Genomic DNA, 25523 nt, shown 5'->3' with positions numbered 1-25523 from the left:
ATCGGTCACGCATGGCAGCGCATTTCAGCCATCGGCTATTGGCGCTGGTCGCGCGGCTGCGCGCGCCGTAGAAGACGGGCATCGCCAACCGCGAATCCTCTGGGACGTCACCTTTGAACAAGCCCGTCAGCGTGTCCGAGGCAGCGCCGGCCGCACCGGTGGACGTGGCGGGCGTGACGCCACCGGCGACCGCGGCGGGGCCGGCCTATGTCGTGCTTGCCGGCATCAGCTTCTCGCATTTCCTCAACGACACCATGCAGTCGCTGATCGCTTCGGTCTATCCGATCCTGAAAGACTCCTACGCGCTCGACTATGCGCAGATCGGCATGATCACGCTGGCATTCCAGTTCACCGCCTCGCTGCTGCAGCCGGTGGTCGGGCACTACACCGACAGAAGGGCGCAGCCGTTCTCGCTCGCGCTCGGGATGGGCTTCACCTTTTTCGGATTGCTGCTGCTGAGCGCCGCGCGGCACTACCCTGTCATCCTGATCGCGGCGGCGCTGGTCGGGCTCGGGTCGGCGGTGTTTCATCCGGAGTCGGCGCGGATCGCGCGCCTGGCCTCCGGCGGGCGCTACGGATTCGCGCAATCGGTGTTTCAGCTCGGCGGCAGTTTCGGCACCTCGATGGGGCCGGTGCTGGCGGCGCTGATCGTGGTGCCGTTCGGCCAGCCGAGCATCGCCTGGTTTTCATCGATCGCGTTTCTGGCGATCGTGATCCTGTGGCGGATCGGGCTCTGGTACCGGCCGCAGATCGGCGCCAGGAAGCCTGCGGCGGTGGACAGGCATCCAGACCTGCCGGATTTTCGGCGCGCCCGGATTGCGCTGGTGGTGCTGGTCGCGCTGCTGTTTTCAAAGCAGCTCTACGTGTCGAGCCTGTCGAGCTATTACATCTTCTACCTGATCGAGAAGTTCGAGGTCTCGACCCAGACGGCCCAGCTCTATCTGTTCATTTTCCTTGCCGCCAACGCGGTGGGCGCCTTCTTCGGCGGACCGCTCGGCGACCGCTTCGGCCGCAAACACGTCATCTGGTTCTCGATCCTGGGCGCGCTGCCGTTCACGCTGGCGCTGCCCTATGCGGGTCTGGTCGGAAGCGCCGTGCTGACCGTGTTCATCGGCCTGATCATTTCCTCGGCGACGTCGTCGATCATCGTGTTCGCGCAGGAACTGATGCCGCACCGGTTCGGAATGATCTCCGGTGTGTTCTTCGGCTTTGCCTTCGGCATCGGCGGGCTTGGCGCCGCCGTGCTCGGCAAGCTTGCCGACAACAGCGGGATCGCGTTCGTCTATCAGCTCTGCGCGTTCCTGCCGGCGCTCGGGCTGCTCGCGGTGTTGCTGCCGAAGATGCCCCGGCAGTCGCGCTGAGTAACCTGTCGTTAGTATGTGTGACGGCGCGCGCCATTATTGGTGCGGTGAATGTGTCTGCCTTCGCATTCGATAAATGCGTCGCCTCAGCGACCAGTAACAGATTGTCAACCTTAACAATTAGGGTTAAGCGCCGCTTAAACATTCTATGCCATCGTCCGCCCGTTGAGTTTTTAAGTGGGGCCTCCGCACTCTGCCTCACGGGAAAAAAGGACGAAGCCAATGCGTAGCGTTAAGTCACTCGTCGCCGCCGGAGCGGCTGTTGTGTTTTCCTCGGCGGCGTTCGCCGCCGACATGGCCATCGCGCCGCCTCCGATGTATCCCGCCCCGGTGGAAGATTTCGGCGGCTGGTACCTGCGCGGCGACATCGGCTTCAGCAATCAGCGGGTCAGCCGTTTGAACAACGTGCTCGACGCCGGCCTCACCTCGTCGACCCAGAACCTCAACTTCAACTCCGCCGGCATCTTCGGCCTCGGCGTCGGCTACAAGTTCAACAACTGGTTCCGCGGCGACGTCACCGGTGAATACCGCGGCAACTCGCAGTTTTTCGGCACCGACCGCATCACCTATCCGGGCGGCGTCGGCACCGACACCTACCACGCCACCAAGAACGAGTGGGTGGTCCTCGCCAACGCCTATGTCGATCTCGGCACCTGGTGGAACGTCACCCCGTTCATCGGCGCCGGCGTCGGCGGCGCGCGGGTCGCGATCAACGGCTTCACCGACCAGGGGATCGCCAACAACGGCGCCGGCGCCCAGCCGGGCCTCGCCTATGGCGCCAATGTCGCGAAGTGGAACCTGGCCTGGGCCGTCCATGCCGGTCTCGCCTACCAGGTCACGCCGCACTTCACCGTCGAACTCGCCTATCGCTATCTCGACATGGGCGACGGCCTGACCGGCGACCTGCGCACCTTCGACGGCGTCAACGCCATCAACAACCCGATGACCTTCAAGAGCATCACCTCGCATGACCTCAAGCTCGGCGTGCGCTGGGATCTGATCAGCCCGCAATATTACGCGCCGCCGCTGATGCGCAAAGGCTGAACCGGTTTCCATCCGTTAACGGTTTGAAAGCGGCGCGGGAATTTTCCGCGCCGCGTTCTTGTCTGCGCGATGTCCGCAGGGCGTGGCCACCGGCAGAAAAATCTGCCGCGGCTTCGGACAAGATCGCGCCAAGCGGGGCCGCAAGAACGATTGGTTAAGGTTAACAGGTGATGATGTCCGCGAGTTCGGAGTGCCGATGGAGCGTTGCAATGCGTCGTTTTTTTCTGGTGGCGGCGGCGATGTGCGGAGCGGCGGCCGGCGCGCAGGCGGCGGACTTGCCGTTCCTCCGCGGCAGTTTCACCGAAGGCCTGACCAGAAGCAGCGTCAGCTGGCAAGGCTATTATTTCGGCGGTCAGGCAAGTTACGGCTCGGTAAACTCACGGGTGGCGAGCGACATCAACAGCGACCTGCAGTCGACGTTTCTTCCGCCGCCCGGCATCGGCTACACTTGGCGTCCCCTCGCAAACGCGCACAGCAATCCCACCGGCTACGGAGCATTTGCCGGATACAATTCGCAATGGGAGGACGTCGTCGTCGGCATCGAGGTGAATTACATCCGCGACGGAATCGCCTCGGTCACGAAATCGGCGGGGCTGCGATACGAGGCCGACAATGTCACAATCCAGAGCGTCACCGATTCGAACGTAACCGTGCGGCTCTCCGATTTCGGCTCGCTACGCGTGCGCGGCGGCTATATCATGGGAAACTTTCTGCCCTACCTGTTCGCCGGCGCCGGCCTTGGCAGCCAAACGCTTGATCGCGGCGTTTCGGCGTTCCCTAACCCTGTGCGTCCGACGTCGGGAACGGCAACCGCCACCAAGACTAAGCTCGTTTACGGCTACAGCGCCGGCGCCGGCGTCGACGTGATGCTGCTGAGCGGCCTGTTCCTGCGCGCCGAGTACGAATACCGCCGCGTGGCGTCGGACGTCGAAACCAACATCAACACGGTGCGCGCCGGCCTCGGCTACAAGTTCTGACCCAGTCCGATCCGCGCCGACCCCGCCGCCGTTGACAGATTCGCCGCCTGCTGTTGCACTGTCACCCTGACCAGGGGTGACGCGCATGAAGATTTACGGCGACATCAATTCCGGCAATTGCCTGAAGGTTAAATGGGTGTGCGACCATCTGGCGCTGCCCTATAGCTGGATTGCCGTCGACACGATGAAGGGCGAGACGCGGACGACGGAATTCCTGAAGCTCAACGGCGCCGGGCAGGTGCCAACGGTGGTGTTCGACGACGGCCGCACGCTGGCGCAGTCCAACGCCATCATCCGCTATCTCGCCCGCGGCTCCGATCTCATTCCGTCCGACGCCTTTGCGCAGGCCAAGATGGACGAGTGGCTGTTCTGGGAACAATACAGCCACGAGCCTTACGTCGCCGTCTGCCGCTTCCAGATGTTCTATCTGGGCAAGGCGGCGTCCGACCTCGATCCCGACAAGGTCAAGCGCGGCTATGCGGCGCTGGCGCGGATGGAGCAGCAGCTCGCCGTCACGCCGTACCTGGTTGACGACACCGTCACGCTCGCCGACGTATCGCTATTGGCCTATACGCGGCTGGCGCATGAAGGCGGCTTCCATCTCGACGGCTACGCCGCGTTGCGGCGCTGGATTGGCCGCACCGAGAAATCCCTTGGCCTGCCGCCGGCGCGCTGACCTCCCCGGAAACCGCGATGGCTTTTTCGAAGGTTACGATACGTCCGGCCCGCCGCGAGGACGTCGGCATTGTCGTCGCCATGCTGGCGGACGACCCGCTCGGCGGGGCGCGTGAGCGGATCGCGGATCCGTTGCCGGAAAGTTATTTCACGGCGTTCGATCGGATCAGGCACGACCCGAACCTCCTTCTTGTCGTCGCCGAGGACGGCGAGGGCGCCGTTGTCGGCTGCCTGCAGCTGTGCATCCTGCCGGGGCTGAGCTCGCAAGGCGCCGCGCGCGGCCTGATCGAGGATGTCCGCGTCGCCAGCCATTGCCGCAGTCGCGGTATCGGCGGGCAGCTGGTGCAATGGGCGCTCACGGAAGCGCGAAGCCGGGGCTGCAAGCTGGTTGAAATGCTCACGCATCACACCCGTGTCGATGCGCAACGGTTCTACGAGCGAATCGGATTCGCGCGCAGCCATGTCGGCATGACGATCCGATTTTGATCAGAACCAATCGCGGCGGGAGCAGGGCGAATCAATGGCGGTGCCATGCGCGTACTGCGATCGCGTTAACAACCGATGAACCATGCGGACGCGCATGGTTTTACGGGCGCCAACGTCTCCGCTAAGCCGGCCGCTCCCATGGGGCGTGGGCAGTCCGGGGATGTCCGATGAAGAATTATTCGATTGTCCAGGTTGGAAACGACTACGTCGTGCGGGTTGGCGACGGGGGCATCCTGAAGGTCGCGAGCCGGCGGCGGGCCGTCAAACTGATCTCGGACGCCGCGGAGTTGCTGGGGCAGGCGCGGGATAACTTTTCTGGCGAAGCCGCATCAACCGCGGCCGAGGGCGCAGATGTCACCCCCGATCCGCGGGATCGCGCCTGATCCCCGCTGTCATCTAGTCCCCAAGGTCAAGTCCGCTCCCGCCAAAGTTTCTTGACGATTGGGCGTGATTCCCCTAATCACCGCCGCGGGACACCTCCCCCCAACGGGAGGCTTGCTATCTGGAAGGATAGAACATGACCGTGGCGAAGCCCGCTTCGCGGCCGAACGTGCCGCATTTTTCCTCCGGCCCCTGCGCCAAGCGCCCTGGCTGGAACCCGCAAAATCTCAAGGACGCAGCACTCGGCCGCTCGCATCGGGCGAAGGTCGGCAAGGCGAAGCTCAAGCTCGCGATCGATCTGACGCGCGAGGTGCTCGAAGTCCCGGCCGACTACAAGATCGGCATCGTGCCGGCGTCCGACACCGGCGCGGTCGAGATGGCGCTGTGGTCGCTGCTGGGCGCGCGCCCGGTCACCACCATCGCTTGGGAATCCTTCGGCGAGGGCTGGGTCAGCGATATCGTCAAGGAACTGAAGCTCAAGGACGTCACCAGATTGCATGCCGGCTATGGCGACATTCCCGACCTCGCCAGGGCCGATCCGGCGTCCGACATCGTCTTCACCTGGAACGGAACCACTTCGGGCGTTCGCGTGCCCAACGCCGACTGGATCAGCGCGACCCGCGCAGGCCTCACGATCTGCGACGCGACGTCGGCGGCGTTCGCGCAGCCGCTCGATTTCGCCAAACTCGACGTGGTGACGTTCTCCTGGCAGAAGGCGCTGGGCGGCGAGGCCGCGCATGGCATGCTGATCCTGAGCCCGCGCGCGGTGGCTCGGTTGGAAAGCTACACGCCTCCCTGGCCGCTGCCGAAGATCTTCCGCCTGACCAAGGCCGGCCAACTGAACCAGGGCATCTTCGAGGGCGAGACCATCAACACGCCGTCGATGCTGTGCGTCGAGGACTATCTCGACGCGCTGAAATGGGCGAAATCGATCGGCGGCCTCAAGGCGCTGATCGCGCGCGCCGACGCCAACGCCAAAGTGCTGGCCGACTGGAAGGCGAAAACGCCCTGGATCGATTTCCTGGCGAAGGATTCGTCGATCCGCTCCAACACCTCGGTATGCCTGAAATTCACCGACCCCGCGATCACCTCGCTGACGGCGGATGCGCAGGCGGAGTTTTCGAAGAAGCTGGTGGCGCTGGTGGAGAAGGAAGGCGCTGGCTACGACTTCGCCTATTACCGCGACGCGCCGGCGGGCCTGCGGATCTGGTGCGGCGCCACCGTGGAAGCCTCCGACGTCGCCTTGCTGACGCAATGGATCGACTGGGCGTTCGCCGAAACCAAAACGGCCTTGCCGAAGGCGGCATAGTTTCCTTCTTACCTCGCCCCGTACTTACGGGGAGAGGTCGGCGCCTGGCGCCGGGTGAGGGGCTCTCTCCGCTCGCACCTCGCCTGCAGTTGCCCCTCACCCCAACCCTCCCCCCGTGAGAACGGGGAGAGGGAGAAGAAATAGTTTCCAACGACTTTCACTCATTCCGGCCCCGGAGGCCGAACCTTCTTCAGGGAAGGAAGGAACCAACCGATGTCAAAACCCAGGGTTCTCATTTCCGACGCGCTGTCTCCCGCCGCCGTGCAGATCTTCAGGGATCGCGGCATCGAGGTCGATTTCCAGCCCGAGCTCGGCAAGGACAAGGACAGGCTTGCCGAGGTCATCGGCAATTATGACGGGCTTGCGATCCGCTCGGCGACCAAGGCGACCGCCAAGATCATCGCCAGGGCGACGCGCCTGAAGGTGATCGGCCGCGCCGGGATCGGCGTCGACAATGTCGAAATTCCCGCGGCCACCGCCAAGGGCATCATCGTTATGAACACGCCGTTCGGCAATTCGATCACAACAGCCGAACACGCCATCACCCTGATGCTGGCGCTGGCGCGCGAGATTCCGCAGGCCGACGCCTCGACCCAGGCCGGCAAGTGGGAGAAGAACCGCTTCATGGGCGTCGAGATCACCGGCAAGACGCTGGGCGTGATCGGCTGCGGCAACATCGGCGCGATCGTCGCCGACCGCGCGCTCGGCCTGCGCATGAAGGTGGTCGCTTTCGACCCGTTCCTGTCGCCGGAGCGCGCCAGGGATATCGGCGTCGAAAAGGTCGATCTCGACGAATTGCTCCGGCGCGCCGATTTCATCACGCTCCACACGCCGCTGACCGAGAAGACCCGGAACATCATCGATGCGGCGGCCATCGCCAGGATGAAAAAGGGCGTGCGCATCGTCAACTGCGCGCGGGGCGGGCTGGTCGACGAGCAGGCGCTGGTCGATGCGCTCGATTCCAGGCATGTCGCGGGCGCCGCCTTCGACGTGTTCGCCGAGGAGCCCGCCACCAGGAACGTCCTGTTCGGCCATCCCAACGTGATCTGCACGCCGCATTTGGGCGCCTCCACCACCGAGGCGCAGGAAAACGTGGCATTGCAGGTCGCCGAGCAGATGTCCGACTATCTCCTCACCGGCGCGATCTCCAACGCGGTCAACTTCCCGTCGATCACGGCCGAAGAGGCGCCGAAACTGAAACCTTTCATTGAGCTCGCCGAAAAGCTCGGCTCGTTCGCGGGCCAGCTCACCGAGAGCGGGATCCTGAAGGTGCAGATCACCTATGAGGGCCACGTCGCTGAGATGAAGATCAAGGCGATCACCTCGGCGGTGCTGTCGGGCCTGCTGCGGCCGATGCTGGGCGACGTCAACGTGGTTTCGGCACCCGTGGTGGCCAAGGAGCGCGGCATGGTGGTCGACGAGATCGTGCGCGCCGCGCAGAGCGATTATGAAAGCCTGATCACCGTCGCCGTCACCACCGAACGGCAGGAACGCGCGGTGTCCGGCACTGTCTATCACGACGGCAAGCCGCGGCTGGTCGACATCAAGGGCATCCGGGTCGACGCCGAGTTCGGCAAATCGATGATCTACGTCACCAACGAGGACAAGCCGGGCTTCATCGGCAGCTTCGCCGGCCTGCTCGGCGCGGCCCAGATCAACATCGCGACTTTCCATCTCGGCCGGGTCAGGCAGGGCGGCGACGCCATCGCGCTGGTCGAGATCGACGGGCCCGTGCCCGCCGACGTGCTGGCGAAGGTGCAGGCATTGCCGCAGGTGAAGCAGGCCAAGGCGCTGGTGTTCTAAGCTCTCATCAGGATCGCTCAGGCGGATTTGCGCACGATCCAGCGGTCGCCGACCTTCTGGTATTTGTGCTTCACCGCTGCCCAGGCGACGCGGTGAGCCGTTCTCTCGCGCTGCGCCGGATCGCGCGAAGCGTATTGCAGCCATGCGCTGTTGAAAGCGGCGAGATAGATCTCCCGCGCATGCGGCGGCAAATGCGCTCGTAGGGGAGGCGGGAGATCGTCGATCGAAGCATAGGGCAAACTTTGTCTCCCGGACGACTACGCGGCGGTTCAAATGCCAATGATCGGGGCCGTGCGCGCGCAGATGAACGCTCAGGCCCAGCCAGCGCCCCGGTACACGACCAGATTGTCATGAACGGCGCCGACGCCGGGGGCAGACTCGGCCGCAACCCTGATTGCCTTTCGCTCGGCTTCCGAATCTGCAAGGCCCCAGAGATCGACGATGCCGTTGGAGACGGTGACGTTTAACAATCCGATATGGGCCCACGCCTCCTTCTTCAGGCCGGCGAGGATGCGGTCGCGGATGGCCTTGTCCGACGGCGTAATGTCGAGCAACTGGCGCGCGCTGGCGACCGCCTGGAGCAGATTGGCCCGGCTCACGATGCCGACCAGCTGACCGTTCTCCAGAACGGGCAATCTCTTGACGGCGTTCTTCTCCATCACGGCGGCGACTTCATGCAGCGGCGTTTGCGGGGAAACCGTGATGACGTCCCGGGTCATGACATCCGAAACCTTGCGGCTGTGGGACTTGACGTACTCGCTCGCCAGCGTGTCGCCATCGACCAATGCGCGAAGCCACCAGGAGCGGTGCCGCTCCGTACCAGCCTCGACGCGGTGCAGCAGATCGCCTTCACTGACGATGCCGACCAGTTTGCCCTTGCCGTCCAGTACGGGGACGGCGCTGATCTTCTTCTGCAGAAACAGCTTTGCAACCTCCTGCACGGTTGCGGAGGGCCCGACGGTGACAACCGGTGCAACCATGACGTCACGGACAAGCATGATAGACCTCCCTCATAAAACGCTAATTCAAATCGAATGCCGCCGCCCCGCTGCTGTCGTTGATTCAGGTCAAGTGGAGCGGAAAGTGAGCAGCTAAGAATTCCATCACCTCAGCCGGGGCCGGGGGCAGCTGCCTCCTGGGTCCACGGGAGCGGAGAACATGATGGAGTCTGACCCGTCTGCGCGCAAACAGGCGGTTACGGTTGGATATTTCCTGCTGGCCGGGATCGCCTTGTTGGCGCTGCAATGGCTGCTGGCGACCTATAATTCCATCGAAACCATTCCCTATAGCGAATTCGAGCGGCTGGTCGCCCAGGGCAGTGTCGCCGAGGTGACAGTCGCTCAGGACATGATACAGGGAAAACTGAAGGACAAGCTGCCGAGCGGCAGGTCTGCTTCATCACCGCCCGCGTCGATCCGGCGCTGGCGGAGAAGCTGGAGAGCAAGGGCGTCATCGTGACCGGCGTCCCCTCGGGCGGGCTGTTTCAGACCATTCTGTCCTGGATCGTCCCGGCACTGATGTTCTACCTGATCTGGATATTTCTCGGCCGCCGGCTGGCCGATCGCCAGGGATTTGGCGGCTTGATGTCGATCGGGAAATCGCGCGCCAAGGTTTATGTCGAGACCGACACCAAGGTCACCTTCGCCGACGTGGCCGGCGTCGACGAGGCGAAATTCGAGTTGCAGGAAGTCGTGTCCTTTCTCAAGGACCCCAAGAGCTACGGGCGGCTGGGCGCTCACGTTCCCAAGGGCATTCTGCTGGTCGGGCCGCCGGGAACCGGCAAGACGCTGCTCGCCCGCGCGGTAGCCGGCGAGGCCGGGGTCGCGTTCTTCTCGATTTCTGGCTCTGAATTCGTCGAGATGTTCGTCGGCGTCGGCGCAGCCCGCGTCCGCGACCTGTTCGATCAGGCGCGCAAGGCGGCGCCCTGCATCATCTTCATCGACGAACTCGATGCGCTCGGACGCAGCCGCTCGATCGGCGCGTTCGGCGGCTATGACGAGAAGGAGCAGACGCTCAACCAACTGCTTGCGGAGCTTGACGGCTTTGATCCTCGCGCGGGGGTAATCCTGCTTGCGGCGACGAACCGGCCGGAAATTCTCGATCCCGCGCTGCTGCGGGCCGGCCGTTTCGATCGTCAGGTGCTGGTCGATCGTCCCGACAAGAACGGACGTCTCGCCATCCTCAAGGTGCATGTTCGCAAGATCAGGGTTGGCGGGGATGTCGATCTGGAAAAGGTCGCCGCGCTGACCCCGGGCTTTACCGGCGCCGATATCGCCAACCTGATCAACGAGGCGGCCATCGCCGCGACCAGGCGCAACGCCGACGACGTGTCCCTTGACGACTTCACGGTTGCGATCGAACGGATCGTCGCCGGAATCGAGAAAAAGAGCAGGGTGCTGGGCAAAGAGGAGCGCCGAAGGGTCGCCTATCACGAGATGGGGCATGCCCTCGTCGCTGCAAACCTGCCCGGCGTCGATCCGGTGCAGAAGGTGTCCATCATTCCCCGCGGCGTCGGCGCGCTCGGCTACACAATGCAACGGCCGACCGAGGACCGCTTCCTGCTGTCCGTGCGCGAGCTGAAGAACCGGATCGCCGTCCTCATGGGAGGACGTGCGTGCGAGCGGCTGATCTATGACGGAGACGTCTCGACCGGGGCGGCCGACGACCTGCAGCGGGCCACCGAGATCGCGGTGGAGATGGTCACCAAGCATGGAATGGACGCCAAGATCGGACAGCGAACCTACGCTTCCAGGTCCCAGGCGTTTCTGCAAAGCACCCAGGATACCGTCGTCAGCGCGGCCGAACTGACCGGACGCGAGATTGACCTTGCGGTGCGCGAATTGGTCGAGGAGGGCGACGCCCGTGCGCGCGACATTCTGGAAAAGCACCGGCATGATCTGGACGAAGGCGTCAGGCTCCTGATCGCAAAGGAGGTGCTGACCGCGGAGGAATTTGCTCCGCTGCGCCCGGCGCCGGCGCAGCAAACCTCAGCCCTGTGACGGCTTGAGTCCTGCGGCAGCTCCCGGCTTTGATGCTGATCAATCCGGCCGCCGCGCCGCGATCGTAGCCTGCCGCAGGCTTCGCGGAGTTTCGTTGCGACATCGGAGGCGTCTTGTCATGGGATCGCCAGCATCGAAGGACGGCAAGTTCGAGGCCGCGAAATCGTTTGAGTTGCTTCGCAGGCAGATGGTTGCCGATAATATCGCGGCGCGCGGCGTGCGCGACGAACTCGTGCTCGAAGCGATGGGGAAGGTTCCGCGCGAATTGTTCCTGCCGGAACGGCTGCGCGAGTTCGCCTACGAGGACTCGCCGCTGCCGATCGCCGAGGAACAGACCATCTCCCAGCCCTATATCGTTGCCTTCATGGCCGAGGCCTTGACGCTTATGGGCGGAGAAAAGGTTCTCGAGATCGGCGCCGGCTCCGGCTACGCCGCCGCCGTGCTGTCTGAGATCGCGGCTGAGGTCTATACGGTCGAACGCATCGGTCAGCTGGCCGAGCAAGCCGCGGCAAGGCTGGCGGAACTCGGCTATGACAATGTTCACGTGCTGCACGGTGACGGCACCAGAGGTTGGCCCGAGCACGCGCCCTATGATGCGATCGTGGTGGCGGCCGGCGGCCCGCAGGTGCCGGCACAACTCAAGGAGCAACTGAAAATCGGCGGGCGGCTGGTGATTCCGGTCGGCGTCGATCAGCGCGCCCAGGAACTGGTGCGCGTCACCCGGATTTCCAAAGAACGATATCGCAGCGAAGATATCGCTGACGTCCGTTTCGTTCCGTTGATCGGGGAACAGGGTTGGCCGGTTGTGTCTGGCGCGGAACCTGCGCGAAAACGCCGGGCGCCGCGGCTCCCTTCGCCAGGCGAGGAGGTGCTGGTCCGGGACCTCGCGGATGCCGCGGAATCGTTTCCGTCGATCGAGACCGCCGACCTCACTTCGCTGCTGCAGCGGATCGGATCGGCGCGCATCGTGCTGCTCGGCGAAGCGACCCACGGCACCAGCGAATTCTACCGGATGCGGGAACGGATCACCCGCGAACTCATCGTCAAGAAGGGCTTCCGGTTTGTCGCCATCGAGGCGGACTGGCCCGACGCCGCCCGCGTGGATCACTATGTGCGGCATTTCCAGTATCCGCCGTCGGAATGGACGGCGTTCGCGCGATTTCCAACCTGGATGTGGCGCAACACCGAGGTGCGCGATTTCGTGAACTGGCTGCGCAAGCACAACGGGACCTTGGAGAAGAGCCAGCGCGTCGCATTTCACGGTCTTGATCTCTACAGCCTCTACGATTCGATTCGCTCGGTCTTGAATTATCTCGACGAGGTCGATCCGCGGTCGGCCAGGGTCGCCCGCGAGCGCTACGGCTGCCTGACGCCGTGGCAGCACGATCCCGCCACCTATGGTCATGCCGCGCTGACGGGCTCGTACCCGACCTGCGAACCCGACGTGGTTCGCGCGCTGAGCGATCTTCAAGCCAAACGCCGGGCCTATGCCGAGCATGACGGCGAGCGCTTCCTCGATGCCGAACAGAATGCCCGGCTGGTGGCGAACGCGGAGCGCTATTACCGCATCATGTACTACGGCTCGCGCGCCTCGTGGAACCTGCGCGACACCCACATGTTCGAAACGCTGAAGAACCTGCTGACGTTTCATGGCACTGACAGCAAGGCCGTCGTGTGGGCGCACAATTCTCACGTCGGGAACGCCGGCGCCACGGAGATGGCAGCGCGCGGCGAGCACAATATCGGCCAGCTATGCCGCGAGCAGTTCGGCGAACAGGCCTACATGGTCGGGTTTGGCACCAACAGCGGAACGGTTGCCGCGGCATCCGCGTGGGATGGCCCGATGGAAGTGAAGGAGGTGCGGCCGGCGCTTCCGGACAGCTACGAGCGACTATGCCATGCGACGGGCCATGCTCGCTTTATGCTGGGCCTGCGCGGTCGGGTCGATCTGTGCGGTCCGAACCGGCTCGGCAAGGAACGGCTTGAGCGCGCGATCGGCGTGATCTACCGGCCCGAAACCGAGATGGCCAGCCATTATTTCAGGGCCAACCTGCCGCAACAATTCGATGAGTACATCTGGTTCGACCACACCCGCGCGGTGACCCCGCTGGACACTGCCGAGATCAGGGGGCTTCCGGATACCTATCCGTTCGGGGTGTGACCCCCGCCGTGACTTGGATGCCGATCTCGGGCAAGAAGGCGCCCAGGGACCGAACACAGGTCCGCGCTCGGGAGCAGCCAGGCATGTCCTATCAACACATCATCGTCGACGATCCGCGGCCGCGGGTCCGGCGCATCACGCTCAATCGGCCGGAGAAGCGCAACGCACTCAACAACCGCCTGCGGGCGGAGGTGTTCGAGGTGCTGGAACAGGCCGACCGCGACCCTGAAGTGTCGATTTCGATCGTTCGCGGCGCCGGCCCGTGTTTCTCGGCCGGCTACGACCTGTCGGCGGACAATCGCGTCGGCCAGCCCTATCACTCGGCCGCAGGGCCGGGCCAGTGGTCGCGCCATGTCCTCGAAGGCTGGTTCTCGATCTGGGACCTCGCCAAGCCCGTGGTAGCGCAGGTGCACGGCTATTGCCTCGCCGGCGGCACCGAGCTTGCAACCGCCTGCGACGTCGTCTTCGTCGCCGACGACGCGCAGATCGGCTACCCGCCGGTTAGGCTGATGAGCCCGCCGGACATGCAGTATCATCCCTGGCTGGTCGGGATGCGCCGCGCCATGGAGCTGATGCTCACGGGCGACGCGATGACCGGCCGGGAGGCCGCCGAATGGGGCTTTGCGACGCGTTCGTTTCCGCTGGCCGAGCTTGAAGCGCGCACGCTGGATTTCGCCGAGCGCGCCGCCAAGGTGCCGATCGAACTGCAACAGCTTAACAAGCGCTCGGTGCACCGCGCCATGGAGATCATGGGCGCGCGCGCGGCGATGCGCGCCGGCACCGAAATCCAGGCGCTGGCCTTCACCACGGAGGCCAGCAGAAACTACATGTCGACGTTCCGCCGCGACGGCGCCAGCGTCAAGGCGCAGCTTGACCAGCGCGACACGACGTTTGGAGATTATCGGACGAAGAATACGTGAGGCCGCCCCGCTGTCATGCCCCGCCTCGGGCGGGGCATCCAGTACGCCGCGGCCTCGCGGTCAATCACAAACGCCTCTGCCATACTGGATCGCCCGGTCAAGCCGGGCGATGACAGTTGTGGTGTGACGAAAGCGGCGAAGCTCACTTCGCCTTCAAGAAATCGCCGACTTCCAGCAGCACGAACTCGTTGTCGTCGGCCTTGTTGGGATCGCGGCTCGACGAGAACGGCAGGTTGTTGTCGTTGCCGACGATGATGTGGGTGTCGTCGACGCGGTCGACGTTCTCGATGGTGAAGAACGGGAAGGTCAGCACGCCGTCGTTGAGCGGCTTGCGCGCCTTCTTGTCGGGATCCCTGATCTTCATCAGGTCGACATAGGCGACCTTGCGCACGGCCTTGCCGACATTGGCGTCGGAGAGTTCGACCTTGTAGACGCGCTTGAACCTGGCGATGTCGTGGAAACAGGTTTCGGCGCGTTGACCCTGCGGGCAGGCCTTGTCGGCGGTGCCTTCGCCGTTGTCGCGCTCGATGATCAGTCCGGTGGTAGCGTCGATCATGTTGAAGTCGCCGATCGCGTTGCCGTTCTGCTCGAAGACATAGTGCCAGAAGCGCCCGGTGAATTTCTCCGCTGCAACATCGAATTCGAGGATCCTCGCGGCTTCCTTGCCGTCAACCTTTTCCCAGTCCTTCTTCTCGGCGTCCCACAGCGGACCTTCCAGCAGGCCGTACAGGGACTTGCCGTCCTTCGATGCCGCAAAGCCTTCATAGCCCTTGGAGCGGCGCAGGTTGACGGTGGTGTAGCTCATGCCGGGCGCGGCCGGCGACTGCACCGACCAATGGTCGGGCGAACGCACCGGCTTGCCGTCGGCCATGGTTTCGAATACCGCCAGCACCTTGCCGCTGCGATTGGTTTTCACGACGTAAGGCCCGAATTCGTCGCCGATCCAGAAGGTGTCGCCGATGATCTGCAAGCCTTCAGGATCGAAATCAGCGCCGGTGAGATAGCGCTTGGCGGTGTCCTCATGCACGATGCGGAACGGTACCTTCCGGTCGGGATCATGCAGGAAGATGGTTTCCTGGCGATCGATCTTGCCGCTCGCCCAGTCGATCTTGTGCCGGTTCAAATGCAGCATCGAATCCGCGGAGTTGAAGCGCGAGCCCATGCCGTTGTCGGTCAACACCCAGAACGAACCGTCCGGCATCACCTTGATGCCGGAATGGCCCTGCAGCGGCTGACCCTTGAAGGGCAGGGCGACGCCGGTCGGGCGTTCCTGGGATTTTCCCAACACGCTGCCGATGGCGTCGATCTTGCGACCGGTGGTGTATTTGCCGGCGGTCCTGAGATCATCAGGCGCGTCAGCGGGCACATCGACGAACGATTCCGGCGGGAGCAGGGCGTGGCCCTTCAGCGTGGCGGGAAACTCGCCTTCGCCTTGCGCAAAGGCGGCGCCGGAGGCGAGAGCGATCGACGCAATGGAGCATAGAAACGACATCCGCATGGGCAGCCTCCTGATGTGGGTCAGGCGGTGTTCTGGTGGACGCATGTGACGTCGCGCTGACGGTTCCGTGAAGGCCCGGTGACGGCTGTGGGCAACGCCAGACGTGCGAGCTTACGCCGCCGCCATTTCGAAGCGTTGATCGCGGCCTTCAGCTGTTGGGGCCACGGTCCATGCCGACCGGTTGCCAGCGCCGCAGCGCGGTGTCTTGCAGCACCGAGGGGTTGACGCAGCTGACCGGCCACATCCCCGACAGCACCAGCGACAATTCGTGGCCGACGCGGCGCTTGCGCGCCTCGTCGAACCGCGCCGAGGCCGAGGCGACATGCGCGGTCAGGGTGACGTTGTCCATCGACAGCATCGGGTTGTTGTGGGACGGCGGCTCCGTCTCCAGCACGTCGAGGGCGGCGTGCGCGATCCAGCCTTCCTGCAGCGCCTTGACCAGCGCGTCCTCGTCCACCGTGGCGCCGCGGCCGGTGTTGATGAAAATGGCGCTCTTCTTCATTTGCCGGAAGTGCTTCTCGCCCAGCATGTGATGAACCTCGGGCCGGGCCGGGGCGTGCATCGAGACGAAATCGGACTGTGACAGCACCTCCGACAGCGTCGCCGGGATCACGCCATGGTCGGAGATCAGCGTCTCCTGGATGAAGGGATCGTAGGCCATCATGCGAAGCCCGAATGGCGCTGCGCGCTTGGCGACCGCGCGCGCGACCCGCCCGAACGACACGAAACCCAGCGTCTGTCCCATCAGCCGGGGAATCTTCAAGAGCGCCGGGCGGCCCTCGGTCCAGCGACCGGAGCGCACCATCCGGTCCTGCTCGACGAGCCGCCGGAAGCCCGCCAGCAGCAGCATCATGGCGTGGTCGGCGACCTCCTCGATGAAGGTGTCGGGGACGTTGGTGACGGGGATCCCGCGGGCGGTGGCGGCCTTGACGTCGACGCTGTCGACGCCGACGCTGCCGAGCGTGATGACCTTGCAGTTCTGCAAGCTGTCGATCACCGCCTTGGTGATCGGCATGCCCTTGGCGTAGATCGCGTCCGCGGTCCTGGCGGCGGCGATGAACTCGGCCTCGTTGGCGGGCGCCTCGACGATTTCGGCGCCGATCGGGTCGAGCGCCTCCTTCTCATAATCATAGCCACCGCCGGCTACCGTGAAGCTCGCGCCTTTCGGCGTCACCACCCTGAACTTTGCCATATCCTGCTCCCGACTTGATTCTTCGGTGTTGTTGCCGACGGCGGCCGAGCGCCGCCGTCTTGGTGTCCGGCTCGCGTTACTGCTTCTCGATCCCGGCGGCCGTGATCAGCTTCTCCCAGACCACCAGCTGCTCCTTCACGAACTTGTCGAACTCTTCCGGCGTGCTCGAGAACGCCTCCATGCCGCGTTCGGCGAGCTGGTTCTTGATGTCGGGGCGCTCGACCACCTTGCGGATTTCCGCGTTCAGCCTGACGACGATATCCCGGGGCAGGTTGGCCGGGCCGAAATAGCCCTGCCAGGAGGTAATGTCGAAACCCTTCACCGTTTCATCCATGGTCGGCAATTCCGGCAACAGCGCCGAGCGCTGTTTGGTGGTGACGGCGAGCGCCTTCAGAGCCTTGCCGTTGACGTGCGGCAGGCCGGTCAGGACGTCCACGAACATCATCGAGACGCGGCCGGCGATCAGGTCGGTCAGCGCCGGCGGCGAGCTCTTGTAGGGGACGTGAAGCAGGTCGATCCCGGCGAGGCGGGCAAACGTCGCGCCCGACACGATCGCCGCCGAACTGCCGCTGGCGTAGGAGTACTTACCCGGGTCTTTCTTGGCGAGCGCGATCAATTCGGCCACCGAGTTGGCGGGAATGTCCGGGTGGACCAGCAGGATGAAGGGCAGGTCGCCGGTTCGCGCGATCGGGGTGAAATCCTTGACCGGATCGTAGGTCATGTTTTTCATGAGGTACGGATTGGCCGAATGCGACGTGTTGGTCGTCACGAACAGCGTGTAGCCGTCCGGGGTGGAACGCGCGACATAGCTCGCCGCGATCGAGCCGTTGGCGCCGGCCTTGTTGTCGATGATCATGCCGACCCCGAGCGCGGTGCCGAGTTCCTTGGAGATGATGCGGGTGGTGGTGTCGGTGCCGCTGCCGGCGGCGAACGGCAGCACCAGGGTGATGTTGCGGTTCGGATAGGGGGCCTGGGCGGATGCCGTGGCGATTAACACCAGCATCAGCGGCGCCGTCGCCGCGACCTGCCTAAGCCGTTCAAATTGTGCGAACATTCAGTCGTTTCCTCGGTCGTTTCTGGGTTGGATCGGCGGGAAGCTAGCCTGCCCGGGATCAAAGCGGAAGCCGGGCAATGGCGCTCCCGGCATGCCTGCCGCGCTTACGCCCTGGCCGACGCCCGCCGCGCGGCGATCAGGACGCCAGCCAGCACCAGCGCATAGCCGACCAGGTGGAACAGCCGCAACTGCTCGCCGAGCAGCAGGATCGCCATGGCCGAGCCGAACACCGGCACCAGGTGAAAGAACGGGGCGGCGCGGTTCGGCCCGATCAGCGCCAGCCCGCGGTTGAAGAACATATAGGCCAGCGTGGAGGGAAAGATCACGACATAGGCTAGCGTCGCCATCGAGAGGAGGTCGAGCTTGAGCCTGACGCCGGTCGAGAACTCCCAGATCGAGAACGGCAACAGCAGCAGCGCGCCGCAGCAGGTGGTGAACGAAATCAGCGACAGCGCGTGCGTCACCGGCCGCCGCGGCATCAGCGCTGAATACAGCCCGAACGACACCAGCGAACTGCCGAACATCAGGTCGCCCCGGTTGAAACTGATGCCGGCAAGCGTACCGAAGTCGCCGCGCAGGATGATCGTCAGCACGCCCGCAAGCGAGATGGTGATGCCGGCGAGTTGCGCGGGCGTGAGGCGGATGCCGAACAGGACCAGCAGCCACAGCGCCACGAACAGCGGCCCCGCCGACTGGATCAGCAGCGCGTTCAGCGCCTCGGTATACTGCATGGCCCAGTAGGAAATCGCATTATTGTAGGCGAACCCGGTCGCTGACAGCAGCACCATCATCGGCAGATGCGTCCGCAGCACCGGCCAATCGCGCTTCAGATGTGGCCACGCAAATGGCAGCAGGATCAGAAACGTCCCGATCCAGCGAACGCAGGACAGCGTCAGCGGCGGCACGTGGCCAGAAACGTGTCGTGCCAGCACGATGTTGCCCGCCCAGAACAGCGATGTCAGGGTCAGGAGCAGATAGGGCTGGTGGTTCAGCCACCGGACCGGTTGGAAGGCGGGCGGCGAAGAATCAGGGTCGGTCATGATCTCCTGACCCGATTAGGGCCGGATTCTCCGCCGCGCAACAAGCCCCGCGCGCGCAATGCTACAATGTCGTTCGCGTTATCCCGCGCATTGCCGAATCCGGCGAGGAGCCGATCATGGGTGTGGACTTACTGAATGTCAGGGGCCTCGAGCAGATGGACCACCAGGGGCCGGTGGTGATGGTGAACCTGATGCGGTTTCGCGAACGCTCGCTGGACGGCGACGGATCGGGATGGCACGCCTATTTGCGCTACAGCGCGCTCACCGTGCCGATGATCAAGGCGCGCGGCGGCACGCTGTTGTGGACCGGCGAGGCGCGCGCGGTCGCGCTCGGGTCCGAGGCCGGCAACCAGTGGGACTATCTGGCGCTGGTGTATTATCCGACGGTCGCAGCCTTCATCGACATGATGACGTCGGACGACTACGAGATGCGCTGCGACCCGCACCGCATCAATGGCTGCGCCGAACACATCATCATCGCGACCAACGAGGCCTACAGCAAGTTCAAGGTGGGGTGAGACTGGAGCGGCCCGAACCAACATCCGCCGTCTGTCATGCTCCGCGAAAGCGGGGCATCCAGTACGCCGCAGCTTCTCGGCTCCAGCTGCGGCCTCTGGGATACTGGGTCACCCGCCGGAGCCTGTCATCGGGCTCGCCAAAGGCGAGACCCGGTGGCGGGTGACGACGACCTCCTACCGCGGGAGTAGCTCAGAACTTCCTGACCAGATCTGGCGTGATCTCGCCGATCGAGCGGATGCCGAGCAGCGCGAGGTCGCGGTCGATCTCGGCCTGCAGCAGCGTGATGGCGCGGCGCACGCCGGCCTCGCCGCCGGCGATCGCCGCGTAGAGAAACGGCCGTCCAACCCAGACGAAATGCGCGCCGAGCGCGAGCGCCTTGATGACGTCGGTGCCGCGCCGGATGCCGCCGTCGATCATGATCGTCATGCCCCCGGCCTCGGCGGCGATCTCCGGCAGCGTGCGCAAGCCGGACATGGTGTAGTCAAGCTGGCGTCCGCCATGGTTGGAGAGCATCACGCCATCGACGCCGCTCTCGCGGGCAATTCTGGCGTCCGCCGGCGAGACCAGTCCCTTGACCACGAGCCGGCCCTTCCAGCGCTTGCGGATCAGTTCGACGTGCTTCCAGGCGAGCTGGTCGCGATGGCCGATATTGCGCATCAGGTTCTTCGCCAGCGCCGGCGGGCCGCGCTGGGCGTCCATGTTCTCGAAATGCGGCATGCCGTGGTTGATCACGGTGCGCGCCCAGGTACCGAACAGCCAGTGCGGATGCGTGAGCGTGTCCCAGGCCACGCGCGGGGTGATCGCGAGCGGGATCTGGAATCCGTTGCGGATGTTGTTCTCGCGGTTGGGCGGCACCGGAACGTCGGCGGTGACGACGAAAGTATCGTAGCCGGCTGCCGCGACCCGATCGACCAGCGGTTCGATCCGTTCCGGCAGACCGGCGAGATAGGCCTGGTACCAGGCGGCGTTGTTGGCGCGCCGCACGTCCTCCAGCGTGATCAGCGACGACGCGCTGAGAATCATCGGCACGTTGGTTTCGGCCGCCGCCCGCGCCAGCACGATGTCGCCGCGATAGGCGCAGAGCGCCGAGGAGCCCATCGGCGGAATGCCGAACGGCGAGGCGTGGGCCTTGCCGAACAGCGTGGTGGTCTGGTCGCGGCCGGAGACGTCGTTGAGCACGCGCGGCACGAAGCCGTATTCGTCGAACGCCTTGCGGTTGTCGCGCACCGCCGCGTCGGTTTCGGCGCCGCCCGAGATGTAGCCGTAAAGAAACTTCGGAATTCTGCGCCGCGCCGTCGGCTCGAAATCGTCGAGCGCGAGGTATTTCTTCAGGGCGCGCGGAACCGCCGTCGAAACGCGGGCTACGGTGGCGGGCGGCGCGGTGACGGCTGCGGATCTGTCGAGCACGGTTGTTCCATTCCTTGTTCTGGTTCACTCGGCGGTCTAGCGCCGGGCGGGAGGCCTGCTGCCGAACCTGCTGGTGTTGATGGATTGGCTGAGGTCACCCAGCATCTTGCGCGCATCCGCGATCATCGCGTCGGACTTCTTGTCGAAGCTTTCGATCAGTTCGCGCATCGAAATCACCGTCGGCAGCAACTCGCCGCCGTATTTGTCGCTGGCCAGCCTGCCCAGGAAATCCCTGGTCTTGGTCAGGGCGTCGTCGACGGCATTGACCCCGGACTCCGCGGTCGAAACGATGCTGGTGATCCTGGCGCTGTTGCCCGACAGCGAGGCGGTGAACGACTCGAAGTTGCGCAGCGTCGCCTTCACCGCAGTCTCGTTGTCGGCGATGATTTTGTCGACATTGCGCAGCGCCACGCGGATCTTTTCCTGGGTGTTGAGGGTCCCCTCGGGGTCCGCGATCAGTTCGGGGATGCCGTCCGAGCCGGTCGGCGGCGGCGGCGCCCCGTCCGATCCGCCGGTGAAGGAAATCGCCGCGATCCCGGTCAGCCCCTGGAATTCGAGGCCGACCTGGGTATCGCTGCGCACCGGCGTATTGCCGTCGATCATGGTCAGCGCCACGACGCGGCGCGGATGGTCGAGCTTCAGCGACACCACTTCGCCGACCCGGATGCCTGCGAAATTCACGCTGCCCCCCTTGCGCAGCCCGCTGGCCGAACCTTCGAAGATGACGCGGAACGGCGTCTTCTGCTTGATGCCCGCGAGCTTCTGGTAGCCGAGCAACGTGCCGATCGACCCGGCGATCAGGGCCAGGGTCAAGGTGCCGATCATCAGATTGCTGGCGCGCGCCTTCATCGAAAACCTTCCGAACCGCGCTCAAGATTCCTGGTTTGACGCGTTTTCTCGACGCGAACCCGTTCCCGCCTCACTTGGGAACGCCGTTAGAGATAGCGGATTTGCAGCACCAAGTCACCGCGCGGCTCACGAAAAGGGCTTGCGCGAGGCCACGAAGACCCCGGTCAGCACCAGCGCGAAGCCGACGAAGTGGAAGGCCTGCGGGTGCTCGCCCAGGAATGCGATCGACATCACGGTGCCGAACACCGGCACTACGTGAAAAAACGGCGCGGCGCGGTTGGCGCCGATCAACTGCACGCCTCGGTTGAAGCAGAGGTAAGCGAGCGTCGAGGGAAACAGCGCAACATAGGCCAGCGTCATCAGGTTCGCGGCGTTGAATTGCATCAGCGGGCGCGTGAAAAGCTCGCAGATGAACAACGGGATCAGGCAGGCGGCGCCGACGCCGAAGGTAAAGGCGACGAAGGACAGGCCGTGAATGTCGGGGCGCTTCAGCGACAGCACCGAATAGAACCCGAAGATCACCAGCGCCACGGTGAAGATCAGGTCGCCCTTGTTGAACGCGACGTTGGCCAGCGCGGTGAGGTCGCCCTGCAGCAGGATCACCAATACGCCGGCCAGCGAAAGCAGAACGCCGCCGGCCTGCGCCAGCGTCAGCCGTATTCCGAACAGCGCCAGCGACCATACCGCCACCACCAACGGCGCCGCCGATTGCAGCAACAGCGTATTCAGTGCCTGGGTGTGCTCGAGCGCCCAGTATTGCAGCGTGTTGAACGCGCCGATGCCGGTGATCGCGAGCACGGTCATGACGCCGAGGCGGCCGCGGATCGCGAGCCAGTCGCGCCGCAGATGATTCCAGGCAAATGGCAGAATGATCAGGAACGCAAGCGACCAGCGCAGGAAGGAAAGCGTGACCGGGGCGATATGGCCGGCGGCCATGCGTCCGACGATGGCGTTGCCGGCCCAGCATAGCGCCGTGACGCCAAGCAGGAGATAGGGCTGGTTGGCGAGCCAGCTTATGGATCGCGCGAGCGAAAACTGCTGGGGATGCGACATCGGAAAACAAGGCCTGTCCATGGTGCCGCAACCGCTGGCCCGCCGATCGTCGCCGGGCCGCAACAAGGCCCGGCCTCGTTCACAGACACGGATTTGTCGGGTTCATCAAGGGTGGCCATGGTCGAGGCGACGTGGTGGGCGCAGTCGCAGGCGGGGTGCGACAGTAACGGCCGGTTACCCCGTCAGCGCCCGCGCGATCGCGCCGGCGGCCTTCACGACGTCATTGGGATCGATCTCGATCTGCAACCCGCGCTGGCCGCCATTGAGGAACACGCTTGAATGGGCCAGCGCACTGGCCTCGATCACGATCGGAACTTGCTTTTTTTGGCCGAAGGGGCTGATGCCGCCGACATGGTAGCCGGTCAGCCGTTCGGCGTCGGTCGGCCGCATCATCCTCGCGGCCTTGCCATCGAAGGCGCTCGCCAGCTTCTTCATGCTGAGGTCGCGATCGGACGGCACCACAGCGCAAACCGGCTTGCCATCGACCTCCGCCATCAGCGTCTTCAGCACGCGCGCCGGTTCGACGCCGAGCGATTCGGCCGCCTGCAGCCCAATGCTGTCGGCATTGGCATCGTATTCATAGCTTCGCAGCTTGAATTTCACGCCAATCCGTTGCAGCGCAAGGGTCGCACGGGTGGTTCTGGACATCAGGCCACATACTCCCGGACATCCGCCCGTCGCAGGAAGGTTCCGCGGGGTTAGGATTTACCCATTGTATCAACGGGTTGTAGCTATTATAAAGTGTCTTTGAGGCTGCCTTGTTGCTTGCCTAGATCAGCCGCTTCCTTTATCCGGTGGGGCTGCGGTGCATGCAAACGGCCTCCGGCCGTGATTTTGGCTGGGCGGGCTAGAGTGGGATGACTCTTCTTCGAATCGTCATCCCACTCTAGCTCTTTGTTTGGGCATGATCTTTTCGGAAAACCGCTACACACTTTTCCGGATCATGCCCTAGCGGATGATCCGGAAAAGTGTGTAGCGGTTTTCTGACCAGATCATCGCAAACCAGGGGAACATGATCCGGAAGAGCGGGTACCGGTCGTCCGGCGCCTTCATGCTGGACCGAACTCGCAGGGAACTTCGTAGCAATGGCCAATGTTGTCGTCGTCGGCGCCCAGTGGGGCGACGAGGGAAAGGGCAAGATCGTCGACTGGTTGTCGGAGCAGGCCGACATCGTCGTGCGCTTCCAGGGCGGCCATAATGCCGGCCATACCCTGGTCATCAATGGCGAGACCTATAAGCTGGCATTGCTGCCGTCCGGCGTGCTGCGTCCCTCCAAGCTTGCGGTAATCGGCAATGGCGTCGTGTTCGATCCGCAGGCCTTTCTCGACGAAGTCGCAAGATTGAGAGGCCAGGGTGTCGCCATCAGCCCTGATAATCTGCGGGTCGCCGAAAACGTCACCCTGATCCTGCCGCTGCACCGCGAACTCGATTCGCTCAGGGAATCCTCCAACGCCGGCACCGCGATTGGCACCACCCGCCGCGGCATCGGGCCGGCCTATGAAGACAAGGTCGGTCGCCGCGCCATCCGCCTGATGGACTTGGCCGACCTCGACGCGCTGCCGCACAAGATCGACCGGCTGCTGGCGCATCACAACGCGCTGCGCCGCGGACTGGGGCTGGAGGAGATCGACGGTGGCGGAATCCTCAAGGAGCTCAGCGCGCTGGCGCCCCAGCTGCTGCCTTACGCGGAAACGGTGTGGCGGCTGCTCGACCTCAAACGCCGCGAGGGCAAGCGCATCCTGTTCGAGGGCGCGCAGGGCGCGCTGCTCGATGTCGATCACGGCACCTATCCCTATGTCACGTCATCCAACACGGTGGCGGCGCAGGCGGCGACCGGCACCGGCATGGGCCCGGGCGCTGTCGGCTATGTGCTCGGCATCTGCAAGGCCTATACGACAAGGGTTGGGCAGGGCCCGTTCCCAACCGAGCAGGACAACGAGATCGGCCGCAGGATCGGCGAGCGTGGCCGCGAATTCGGCACCAACACCGGCCGCCCGCGCCGCTGCGGATGGTTCGATGCCGTGCTGGTACGGCAGACCGTCCGCACCAGCGGCATCACCGGGTTGGCGTTGACCAAGCTCGACATTCTCGACGGCTTTGACGCCATCGAGGTCTGCACCGGCTACATGCTGGACGGCAAGGAGATCGACCATCTGCCGGCGGGCGAGGGCGCTCAGGCGCGGGTGGTGCCGGTTTACGAAACCATCGAGGGCTGGAAGGAGCCCACTGCCAACGCGCGTTCATGGGCGGATCTGCCAGCCCAGGCCATCAAATATGTCCGCCGGGTGGAGGAATTGGTGGGTTGTCCCATTGCCTTGCTTTCCACCAGCCCCGAACGCGAGGATACTATTCTGGTCCAGAATCCGTTTGAGGCTTAACGGGATGTTACCGGCGGAGCCTCACTATCGAGCAGAAGTATCGAAGAAACATGGCTGATTATTACCCGCTGATCGCGCGCGCCATCGCCGGCCTGGACCCCAGTGCCCCCGGCGAGAGCCGTCGTGCGCTCTACGAGCGGGCCCGCACCGCGCTGATCGCGCAGTTGCGCAGCGTGCAGCCGCCGCTTTCCGAATCCGAGATCACCCGCGAGCGGCTTTCGCTTGAAGAGGCCGTGCGCAAGGTGGAGGCGGAGGCCGCCCAGCGCGCCCGCGAGTCCTCGCGGCCCGCCGGGGCCGCGCGCGGCGGCGATGCCTTCCGCCGCGCCAATGCCCGTCCACCGGATGCCGAACCTTCTGCGGCGCCGGGTTCATCGGCGGCGCGCCCGCGTCCGGCGCCGCCGGCTTCTCCGCGCGAGG

At 64.5% G+C, this 25523-nt stretch carries 22 protein-coding genes and 2 pseudogenes; 14 read left to right on the top strand and 10 right to left on the bottom strand.

Translation table 11 applies throughout. The annotated features are described in order from the left end of the window. The first annotated feature begins 113 nt into the window (after window positions 1–113). The 8 genes from Q0D31_RS23135 to serA all read left to right on the top strand — a co-directional run bounded on the left by Q0D31_RS23135 (window position 114) and on the right by serA (window position 8036). The gene (locus Q0D31_RS23135; protein WP_291856471.1) at window positions 114–1361 is read left to right on the top strand and encodes an MFS transporter; all 1248 of its coding nucleotides are present in this window, start codon (window positions 114–116) and stop codon (window positions 1359–1361) included. A 222-nt stretch (window positions 1362–1583) separates the two neighbouring features. Further along, window positions 1584–2405, top strand: a complete 822-nt coding sequence (locus Q0D31_RS23130) for an outer membrane beta-barrel protein (RefSeq protein WP_291856469.1) — start codon at window positions 1584–1586, stop codon at window positions 2403–2405. Between the two features lie 209 nt (window positions 2406–2614). Continuing rightward, window positions 2615–3382 (top strand): outer membrane beta-barrel protein, encoded by a 768-nt coding sequence (locus tag Q0D31_RS23125; RefSeq protein WP_291856466.1) that lies wholly within the window; start codon window positions 2615–2617, stop codon window positions 3380–3382. Between the two features lie 85 nt (window positions 3383–3467). Then, on the top strand, window positions 3468–4058 hold the full coding sequence (locus Q0D31_RS23120; protein WP_291856464.1) for a glutathione S-transferase family protein: 591 nt from the start codon (window positions 3468–3470) through the stop codon (window positions 4056–4058). A gap of 17 nt (window positions 4059–4075) precedes the next feature. Next, complete coding sequence (locus Q0D31_RS23115; protein ID WP_291856462.1) at window positions 4076–4543, top strand: GNAT family N-acetyltransferase; 468 nt, start codon at window positions 4076–4078, stop codon at window positions 4541–4543. Between the two features lie 167 nt (window positions 4544–4710). After that, window positions 4711–4926: a hypothetical protein gene (locus tag Q0D31_RS23110; protein ID WP_291856460.1), complete on the top strand. Its 216-nt coding sequence runs from the start codon at window positions 4711–4713 to the stop codon at window positions 4924–4926. A 134-nt stretch (window positions 4927–5060) separates the two neighbouring features. Continuing rightward, a complete protein-coding gene (locus Q0D31_RS23105; protein ID WP_291856458.1) occupies window positions 5061–6233 on the top strand; it encodes a phosphoserine transaminase in 1173 nt (390 codons plus the stop codon). Window positions 6234–6446: 213 nt separating this feature from the next. After that, on the top strand, window positions 6447–8036 hold the full coding sequence (gene serA / locus Q0D31_RS23100; protein WP_291856456.1) for a phosphoglycerate dehydrogenase: 1590 nt from the start codon (window positions 6447–6449) through the stop codon (window positions 8034–8036). A gap of 17 nt (window positions 8037–8053) precedes the next feature. On the opposite strand, the gene Q0D31_RS23095 is transcribed toward serA, so the two are convergent. Both Q0D31_RS23095 and Q0D31_RS23090 read right to left on the bottom strand, forming a co-directional pair. After that, entirely contained in the window at window positions 8054–8275 is a 222-nt protein-coding gene (locus Q0D31_RS23095) for a ChaB family protein (RefSeq protein ID WP_291856454.1), read from the bottom strand. Between the two features lie 72 nt (window positions 8276–8347). Next, window positions 8348–9034: a CBS domain-containing protein gene (locus tag Q0D31_RS23090; RefSeq protein ID WP_291856452.1), complete on the bottom strand. Its 687-nt coding sequence runs from the start codon at window positions 9032–9034 to the stop codon at window positions 8348–8350. 163 nt (window positions 9035–9197) lie between these two features. On the opposite strand from Q0D31_RS23090, the pseudogene ftsH reads away from it, so the two are divergent. The 3 genes and pseudogenes from ftsH to Q0D31_RS23075 all read left to right on the top strand — a co-directional run bounded on the left by ftsH (window position 9198) and on the right by Q0D31_RS23075 (window position 14116). Continuing rightward, a pseudogene (ftsH, locus tag Q0D31_RS23085) lies at window positions 9198–11035 on the top strand (ATP-dependent zinc metalloprotease FtsH). A 118-nt stretch (window positions 11036–11153) separates the two neighbouring features. Then, window positions 11154–13196 (top strand): protein-L-isoaspartate(D-aspartate) O-methyltransferase, encoded by a 2043-nt coding sequence (locus tag Q0D31_RS23080; RefSeq protein WP_291856450.1) that lies wholly within the window; start codon window positions 11154–11156, stop codon window positions 13194–13196. Window positions 13197–13279: 83 nt separating this feature from the next. Further along, window positions 13280–14116: an enoyl-CoA hydratase-related protein gene (locus Q0D31_RS23075; RefSeq protein ID WP_291856449.1), complete on the top strand. Its 837-nt coding sequence runs from the start codon at window positions 13280–13282 to the stop codon at window positions 14114–14116. A 142-nt stretch (window positions 14117–14258) separates the two neighbouring features. Here the strand turns inward: Q0D31_RS23075 and Q0D31_RS23070 are convergent, their stop codons facing one another. The 4 genes from Q0D31_RS23070 to Q0D31_RS23055 all read right to left on the bottom strand — a co-directional run bounded on the left by Q0D31_RS23070 (window position 14259) and on the right by Q0D31_RS23055 (window position 18900). Beyond that, window positions 14259–15614 (bottom strand): esterase-like activity of phytase family protein, encoded by a 1356-nt coding sequence (locus Q0D31_RS23070; RefSeq protein WP_291856447.1) that lies wholly within the window; start codon window positions 15612–15614, stop codon window positions 14259–14261. A 148-nt stretch (window positions 15615–15762) separates the two neighbouring features. Next, complete coding sequence (locus Q0D31_RS23065) at window positions 15763–16806, bottom strand: C-terminal binding protein (protein WP_291856446.1); 1044 nt, start codon at window positions 16804–16806, stop codon at window positions 15763–15765. A gap of 76 nt (window positions 16807–16882) precedes the next feature. Then, entirely contained in the window at window positions 16883–17809 is a 927-nt protein-coding gene (locus tag Q0D31_RS23060) for a tripartite tricarboxylate transporter substrate binding protein (protein ID WP_291856537.1), read from the bottom strand. 155 nt (window positions 17810–17964) lie between these two features. Then, complete coding sequence (locus Q0D31_RS23055; RefSeq protein WP_291856444.1) at window positions 17965–18900, bottom strand: DMT family transporter; 936 nt, start codon at window positions 18898–18900, stop codon at window positions 17965–17967. Window positions 18901–19016: 116 nt separating this feature from the next. On the opposite strand from Q0D31_RS23055, the gene Q0D31_RS23050 reads away from it, so the two are divergent. Beyond that, the gene (locus Q0D31_RS23050) at window positions 19017–19418 is read left to right on the top strand and encodes a DUF1330 domain-containing protein (protein ID WP_291856441.1); all 402 of its coding nucleotides are present in this window, start codon (window positions 19017–19019) and stop codon (window positions 19416–19418) included. A gap of 190 nt (window positions 19419–19608) precedes the next feature. Here the strand turns inward: Q0D31_RS23050 and Q0D31_RS23045 are convergent, their stop codons facing one another. The 4 genes from Q0D31_RS23045 to ybaK form a co-directional block, all read right to left on the bottom strand. After that, on the bottom strand, window positions 19609–20826 hold the full coding sequence (locus Q0D31_RS23045; RefSeq protein ID WP_291856439.1) for an alpha-hydroxy acid oxidase: 1218 nt from the start codon (window positions 20824–20826) through the stop codon (window positions 19609–19611). A gap of 36 nt (window positions 20827–20862) precedes the next feature. Beyond that, window positions 20863–21675 (bottom strand): MlaD family protein, encoded by an 813-nt coding sequence (locus Q0D31_RS23040; protein WP_291856437.1) that lies wholly within the window; start codon window positions 21673–21675, stop codon window positions 20863–20865. A gap of 126 nt (window positions 21676–21801) precedes the next feature. After that, window positions 21802–22728, bottom strand: a complete 927-nt coding sequence (locus Q0D31_RS23035; protein WP_291856435.1) for a DMT family transporter — start codon at window positions 22726–22728, stop codon at window positions 21802–21804. A gap of 174 nt (window positions 22729–22902) precedes the next feature. Then, on the bottom strand, window positions 22903–23376 hold the full coding sequence (gene ybaK, locus Q0D31_RS23030; protein ID WP_291856433.1) for a Cys-tRNA(Pro) deacylase: 474 nt from the start codon (window positions 23374–23376) through the stop codon (window positions 22903–22905). 437 nt (window positions 23377–23813) lie between these two features. On the opposite strand from ybaK, the gene Q0D31_RS23025 reads away from it, so the two are divergent. Next, the gene (locus Q0D31_RS23025) at window positions 23814–25106 is read left to right on the top strand and encodes an adenylosuccinate synthase (RefSeq protein WP_291856431.1); all 1293 of its coding nucleotides are present in this window, start codon (window positions 23814–23816) and stop codon (window positions 25104–25106) included. 50 nt (window positions 25107–25156) lie between these two features. Further along, window positions 25157–25523, top strand: a pseudogene (locus Q0D31_RS23020) (hypothetical protein); the annotation flags it as partial.

It is taken from the genome of Bradyrhizobium sp., from assembly GCF_022844465.1.
GTDB lineage: Bacteria > Pseudomonadota > Alphaproteobacteria > Rhizobiales > Xanthobacteraceae > Bradyrhizobium.
Note: the sequence above shows the minus strand (reverse complement) of the source record. Positions and strands in the feature narration are given on the sequence as shown.